The 6519-nt window shown below is 62.1% G+C and carries 7 protein-coding genes; 1 reads left to right on the top strand and 6 read right to left on the bottom strand.

Going from position 1 to position 6519, the window contains the following annotated elements:
• The 6 genes from EOA86_RS17285 to EOA86_RS17260 all read right to left on the bottom strand — a co-directional run.
• The coding region (locus tag EOA86_RS17285) for a DUF1513 domain-containing protein (RefSeq protein WP_128342757.1) at window positions 1-786 on the bottom strand (786 nt) is incomplete at its 3' end.
• Window positions 787-890: 104 nt separating this feature from the next.
• Complete coding sequence (locus EOA86_RS17280; RefSeq protein WP_128342754.1) at window positions 891-1970, bottom strand: imelysin family protein; 1080 nt, start codon at window positions 1968-1970, stop codon at window positions 891-893.
• Window positions 1970-3577 (bottom strand): di-heme oxidoredictase family protein, encoded by a 1608-nt coding sequence (locus EOA86_RS17275; RefSeq protein WP_128342752.1) that lies wholly within the window; start codon window positions 3575-3577, stop codon window positions 1970-1972. Before EOA86_RS17275 ends, EOA86_RS17280 begins: the two co-directional genes overlap by 1 nt.
• Window positions 3578-3589: 12 nt before the next feature.
• Entirely contained in the window at window positions 3590-4075 is a 486-nt protein-coding gene (gene bfr / locus EOA86_RS17270) for a bacterioferritin (RefSeq protein ID WP_065005900.1), read from the bottom strand.
• Entirely contained in the window at window positions 4041-4352 is a 312-nt protein-coding gene (locus EOA86_RS17265) for a (2Fe-2S)-binding protein (RefSeq protein WP_065005901.1), read from the bottom strand. The genes bfr and EOA86_RS17265 overlap by 35 nt, the downstream gene beginning before the upstream one ends.
• A gap of 130 nt (window positions 4353-4482) precedes the next feature.
• Window positions 4483-5772 carry an imelysin family protein gene (locus EOA86_RS17260; RefSeq protein WP_206630052.1) on the bottom strand — a complete coding sequence of 430 codons (1290 nt, stop codon included), beginning with the start codon at window positions 5770-5772 and terminating at the stop codon, window positions 4483-4485.
• Between the two features lie 468 nt (window positions 5773-6240).
• Between EOA86_RS17260 and EOA86_RS17255 the strand changes: the two genes are divergently transcribed.
• Window positions 6241-6519, top strand: a 279-nt coding sequence (locus tag EOA86_RS17255; protein ID WP_164891790.1) for an FAD-dependent oxidoreductase, incomplete at its 3' end; no start/stop codon positions are given.

Here is a 6519-nt window from a genome sequence, read left to right as displayed (position 1 = left end):
GCCGCGCGCCGCGCGGCCGACCAGCAGCGGACGATCGCTGCCCGGCCCCCTGTACTGGCAGCCGAACCAGACCGTGCCGGATTTATCGGCAGCCATGTGACGGATCGACAGCTGGTGCAGCTCCGGCGGCAGTTCGTGCTTTTCGAGAAGGTCGCCGGTCAGGCGGTCGACCAGCACATAGGATGGCTTCATCGTCGCGATGTTGAGCTCGGCGCGGCCGTAATCCGGATGCGTCTCGATACCGCCATTGGCGACGGCAATCGTCCTGCCGTCGCCCAACAACAGAAGCTCGTGCGAACCCATGCCGTAGGTCGGGAACTCACTGATGCGCTTGAATTTCGCACGCGCGTCATAGACACCGACCACACCGGCGGAATTGTCGAAATCGTTCTCGGTGGCGTAGAGCAGCGCACCGTCGGTCGAAAACACGCCGTGACCGAAGAAATGCCGTCCACTGACGCTGGCAATGGTCCGTGGTTCGTCGCGACCTGTGTGGTCGAAGACCACGGCGAAGGTGCCGGGCTGCCTGGCAAAGACCACGGAGCGCTTCGACACCGGATCGAAGGTGACGTCGTGACCGCGGGCGGGAAGGTCGATGGCATGCAGGACCTTGCCGGCCTCGGACAGGATGGCCGCGCCATAGCTGCCGTCACGCTTGACGAAAGCGGTGGCGAAGACGGCGTCGGTCGCAAGTGTCTTCGCCCATGCGGACGGCGTCATCGCGGCAACAAAGCCTGTCCCGGCGGCCGTGAGGAAATCACGGCGATCGATCAGCGGCGTCTTCAGGATGCGATCTCCGTTCGAGCATGATCTTGTCCAAAAAGTCTGCAACTTTTGGGGTGATGCTCGGTTTCTTTGCCGCATGATCTTGTCCAAAAAGTCTGCAATGCTCAGTCTCCGTCGAGCGACGAGAAACCGGCGGTCAGGCCGAATTCGGCTGTCAGCCTGGTGCCGATCAGGGTCGACAGGCTGGATGTCACCAGCGAGAAATGGTCGAGCTTCTGGCGCAGCGCCGGGTCGGCGAGCGCCTTGTCGATCGGACCTCTGATGGCCGTGGCGTCGGCGGCCCCGTTGACGAGCTGGATGTGGATCGAATCTGCCATCCAGCGCGCGTCGGGCGACAGCGCTTCGCCAAGCTGCGAGGCCTGGAACAGCGCGTCCATGCCCGAAAGATTGCCGGTCAACGAGCGCGCGGTGTTTTGCGAGCGCCAGTAGATCGCCTGTTTCGGCTTGTCGGCTTGCGGATTGCTGCCCAAAAAGCCCTTTAGGCGCACGTCGCGCACCATTTCCAGCTCGTTGATGAAGACGCCGACCAGTTCGGTCACCACTTCGGTCCCGTCGCGGTAGAGCGCGTTTTGCGGGCCCGGATTGGCCCAAAGCGCGGCAAAACCGTCGGGCTCGTTCCAGGCGTCGCTGACCTCGGCGGCAATCGTTTCGATGTTGCCAGCGACGGCCGCGCCGTAAGCACAGCGAAAGGGATCGTCCTTACCGGCGAGCCGCTCGGCGCTATCGCCGTAAAGCACGAACTCCAGCGCGCCGAGCCCTTGCATGGCGACGCTCTTTGTCGCCAGCTGGGCTGGATCGGCGGCGGTGCGATCTTTATTAAACAGCGCCGCCTGGACCTGCCTCAGGCCGATGCTCTTGCGGTCCGGCCAGAACAGCATGCGCTCCAGCCGGTTGTTCTGCGTGATCGGTCCGATGCGGATGATCTCGACGACCGACCAGGCATCCACGGTGCCGGAGAATTCGGCGCGCGCCGCATCGAGATGATCCTGCGAAGGCGCGTCGCAAAGCCTGCGCATCGCCTTGGTCAGGCTGTCCGCATGCTCATGCAGCCGTGCATAAGCCGGGCGGACAAAGCCGTCGATGGCCTGCTGGATCACGTCGGAGGCCTTTGCCGCTGCGGATGCCGGCAACGCGCCGGCGAGGACCAGCGGGAGGACCAGGACAAGCGCAAGACGCTTCGACATCAGAACGACTCCAGGAATTTGACCAGTGCGTCGCGATCGGCCGCATCGGCGGCGGCAAAGCGGTCGCGCGCCTTCTGCCCCTCGCCGCCATGCCACAGGATCGCCTCGGCCAGGGTGCGCGCGCGCCCGTCATGCAGGAAGAAGCTGTTGCCGTTGACGGTCTGGGTAAGACCGCTGCCCCACAGCGGCGGAGTGCGCCATTCGCTGCCGGTAGCCTCGCCCACCGCTTGCCCATCGGCGAGACCCGGCCCCATGTCATGCAGCAGAAAATCGGAATAGGGCCAGATAAGCTGGAAGGCCTGCGCCTTGTTGGGCGTGCCGCGGCGGGTGACGAATTTCGGCGTATGGCAGGAAATGCAGCCCATGTCGTAGAACAGCTTCTTGCCGGCCAGCACATCGGGCTCGTCGAGATCGCGCCGCGCCGGCACGGCGAGGTTTTGCGAATAGAAGGTGACGAGGTCCATGACCGGCGGCGGCGCCTCGACCGGGCCGAGGCGCTCCTGCACGCCGTTGGGCATGGCAAGGCAGGTCTTTTCGGCCGCGGTGCAATCGCCCCAGTGGTTTGGCACTTCCGGCGTCGAAATGCCGATGTCACCGGCGAATGCGTCCGCCGCTTGCTGACGGATCGACGGCGTCTGAGCCTTCCAGCCGAAACGGCCGAGCGTCAGTTCGCCGCTCTGGCCATCGCGCACGATGTTGGGCTTGCCGGAGATGCCGTCACTGTTCCGATCGTCCGGATCGGCATGGGCGAGAATGTCCGCCGGTGCGATCTGCTCGACCAGGCCGAGGCCGATCATCGGTGGCGTCATGCGCGGCGAAAGCGTCGTGTGCGGATCGAGCGGCCCGTTGGCAAGATCATCGACCGAATAGCTCGGCTTGCGCAGCCAAACCACGGTACCGTCCGGCAGCGTGACTTTCTGCTCCTGATATTCGACACGCATCCGGCCTTCGCCCCGAAGACCCGGCACGGCCAGATCCTGCAATTGCGAGCCGTAGACCGGATCGGGGAAGTTGAGCACCTTGCGGGCGGCCAGCGCTGCTCTCTCCTCATCGGTGCTCGCCTGCCGCGCCAGCCGCAGGAACATCGACGTGGTACCGCTGTCGCCTTCCGGCGGACGACCGCGACCGTCCTTCAGATGGCAATTCTGGCACGCCCGCTCGTTGAATAGCGGCCCAAGCCCGTCCGACGCCTGCGTCGACGAGGGCGACGAAACCCAGTTCTTGCGGAAAAGGGCATTGCCGAGCTTGAAGGTGCCTTCTTCCTCGAAGGTGATATTGGCGGAAGATTGCGAGAAAGCGTCCTTGTTGGGATCTTTCCGTGACGTGCCGGCGCCGCCCTGCATCGGCTCGAACTGCTCGGGCTTGGAAAAATCCTTGGTCGGCCGGGTGATTCCGATGACGCGCGCCAGATCCTTCGGCGTCAGATCGGTACGACTGGTGGCGAGGCCCGCCGGTTCGGGCGCGCCGGCCATCGCCGAGGCCGTAAGTGGGACCACTACGGCAAGCGAAAGCCCGCGAAGCCAACTGTATCGCGGGTTTTGCTGGGACGGCAGGCCGCAACCCTCGGCCCGCCGCAAGCGGCGCAAGAAATCTAAGCGGCGCCGCATTCCCGCATGTCCCTATTCCGCTTCGTCGGCCGATGCGGCGTTGAGCTGGCCATATTTTTCCTCGCCGATCGAGGCGAGCAGGTCGAGTTGCGTCTCGAGGAAGTCGATGTGACCTTCCTCGTCGGACAGCAGATCCTCGAACAGCTTCATCGTCACGTAGTCGCCTGCTTCGTCACAAATCTCGCGCGACCGTTTGTAGGCAGTGCGCGCGTCATATTCGCCGGCAAGATCGGATTCGAGCACTTCCTTGACATTCTGTCCGATACGCAGCGGTGCTACCGACTGCAGGTTCGGATGACCTTCAAGGAAGATGATGCGGGCCACGATCCGGTCGGCATGGTGCATCTCCTCGATCGATTCCGCGCGTTCCTTCTTCGCCAGCTTGGCGTAGCCCCAGTCTTCCAGCAGCCGGAAATGCACCCAGTACTGATTGACCGCTCCAAGTTCCAGAAACAGAGCTTCGTTAAGCCGCTCTATGATCTGCTGTTCGCCTTTCATGGGTTCTGCTCCCGTATTGGACGCGCAGGCCTCTGACGCGATCCAGGTGTGAAACGACATCCACGCCGCTCGCCTCCGAGCGGGCGTGGTAATTTTCGGTTACCCGAATGATCGTTTCGACCACATTTGGGAAGCAGCCGCAACAGCGACCACGCTTCTGCATGGCATGATAGATCTTCGCCGGCACGATAAGTTGCCAGGGATCCTGATCCAGCAGCCCGACGATCGTCTGCTCAATCTCCTTCTCGGTGATGATGTTGCAATGGCAGATCAGCATTATTTGCTCTGTATGGCTGACGACGCGTGCTCGGCGCCGTGTGGCTTATTTTCTCAATCGAACCGAAAACCGCTTTTCCACTTTTTACGCGGACCTTCGGTTCGGGATCGTGCTCGAGGCTCTTGACGCCTTATTGGAACACCTTGTCTGGAGCATCGAGGCTGTCCGAGCCCTCGAAGGCGATGGCATTGAGTTTCAGGGTGCCGACGGCGCGTTCGATCGACTTGGTCTGGTCGACCAGCGCATCGATCGCCGCCTGGACTGTGGCGTTGCCTTCAATGTTGCCTTCGGCGATCTGCTGGTCATAAGCCTCGCCGCCAAGCGCCCGCGCCTTGATGGCTTCCATCTTGGCGACGGTGACATCGAGCTTGTCCGACAGTTCCTTGTCGATCGCCGGATCGGCCTCCTTGACCATGTCGGATACCGAGGGGCCTTCGACGACGGTGCCGTCGAGGCGCGTGTAGCTGCCACGATAGGCGGCACGAATGCCGACGGCATCGTAGAGATGGGAATCGTAGGTGTTGTCGGAGAAGCAGTCGTGCTCCTCTTCGGGATCGTGCAGCAGCAGGCCGAGCTTCATGCGCTCGCCGGCAAGTTCGCCATAGGACAGCGAGCCCATTCCGGTGAGGATGGTCGAGATGCCTACTTTCGGCTCGCCATCGACAAGGCTCTTGCGGGCGGCGCCGCCATCCTTCCACTCGTTGACCATGTCCTGCAGATCGGAAACCAGAAGGTCGCTCGCCGACTTCAGGTACTGCGTCCGACGATCGCAATTGCCGCTGGTGCAGTTGGCGAGATCGTAGTCCGTATAGGGCCGTTCGCCCGCGCCCGGGCCAGTGCCGTGCAGGTCCTGGCCCCACAGCAGGAATTCGATAGCGTGGTAGCCGGTCGCCACATTGGCCTCGATGCCGCCGGCTTCCTGCAACGTGCCGGAGAGGAACTCCGGAGTAAGATTGGTGGCGTCGATCTTCTTGCCGTCGACCTCAATCGACTTGTTGGCGATCACATTGGCGGTGTAGAGCGCATTCGCATCCGACTCGGTGCCGTATCCGGCAGCGACATAGTCGATCAGGCCTTCGTCCAGCGGCCAGGCGTTCACCTTGCCTTCCCAGTCGTCGACGATGGCGTTGCCGAAGCGGTAGACTTCGGTCTGCTGATAGGGAACACGCGACGCCTTCCAGGCCTCGCGGGCGGCAGTCAGCGTTTCCACCGAAGGCTTGGCAAGCAGCGCGTCGACGGCCTTGTCGAGCGCCTGCGCCGTCGTCAGCGAATCCTCATATTTGGCGAGCGCAATGTCGGAATAGGTCTTGATGACAGCCTTGGCATCGGTTTCCGCCTTGGCCGGCAGCACGAATATCGCCGCCGTCAATGCCGCCGTGGCGCCGATCGCGGCGAGCCTGCCATATCGTGCCGTGATCATCGCTCTCATGATTGTCATCTCCTTGGAATTCAGTGAAATGCCGGCGCCAAAGGCGCGTCGGCAGGCAATCGGCACCAAGGCAGGTCCATGGCATTGGCCGAGAAACAGGCCGCGGCATAGCGCGGTTTGCGGAAGAAAGACATCGAAATGCCTCCAATCGAAAGGGTTCAAGGCCCAGACATCAAAGGGATGCGCTTGACACGCAAGGTTCCATAAAGCGATGAAGGCGCCGGAAGTCAACCGATTTCAGAGAGAAAAGCCAATCGAAACAACAGTTTAGAATTATTCTAAACTGCAAGTGTCAACTTTAGCCGCATTTTAGCTTGTCGTCATTAACAGCACTATTGATGGACCGCCATTCCGGGTGCGACCCGCAAAGGTGGTCTTGCGGCGGGGTCAGACAATTGCCACGTGGCGAGACGTCCTAGACTTGGACGAAGAATTGGGGATGAGGAAATTGGGGCTGCGATGAAAAACGGTGTGGTCATTGTCGGTGCGGGTCATGCGGGCGTGCAAGCGGCCGCCAGCCTGCGCGAGGACGGTTACGACGGACCCGTGATCCTCGTCGGCGACGAGAATGAACTGCCCTATCACAAGCCGCCGCTGTCGAAGACCTTCATCAAGGATCAAGAGGCCAAACCGCAGCCGCTGCGCGGCGAGGCCTTTTATACCGGCAGTACCATCGACTACCGGCCGGGCATCAGGGTCGACCGCATCGATGCCGGACGCAGGCTGGAGCTATCAGGT

Origin of the sequence: Mesorhizobium sp. M5C.F.Ca.IN.020.32.2.1, from assembly GCF_004023105.1 — a bacterium.
Taxonomy (GTDB): Bacteria; Pseudomonadota; Alphaproteobacteria; order Rhizobiales; family Rhizobiaceae; genus Mesorhizobium; species Mesorhizobium wenxiniae.
This window is presented reverse-complemented; position numbering and strand designations above follow the sequence as displayed.

Coding starts and splice junctions, on each gene's coding strand:
- EOA86_RS17280 (WP_128342754.1), bottom strand. CDS start 1,970: ATGTCGAAGCGTCTTGCGCTTGTCCTGGTCCTCCCGCTGGTCCTCGCC.
- EOA86_RS17275 (WP_128342752.1), bottom strand. CDS start 3,577: ATGCGGCGCCGCTTAGATTTCTTGCGCCGCTTGCGGCGGGCCGAGGGT.
- bfr (WP_065005900.1), bottom strand. CDS start 4,075: ATGAAAGGCGAACAGCAGATCATAGAGCGGCTTAACGAAGCTCTGTTT.
- EOA86_RS17265 (WP_065005901.1), bottom strand. CDS start 4,352: ATGCTGATCTGCCATTGCAACATCATCACCGAGAAGGAGATTGAGCAG.
- EOA86_RS17260 (WP_206630052.1), bottom strand. CDS start 5,772: ATGATCACGGCACGATATGGCAGGCTCGCCGCGATCGGCGCCACGGCG.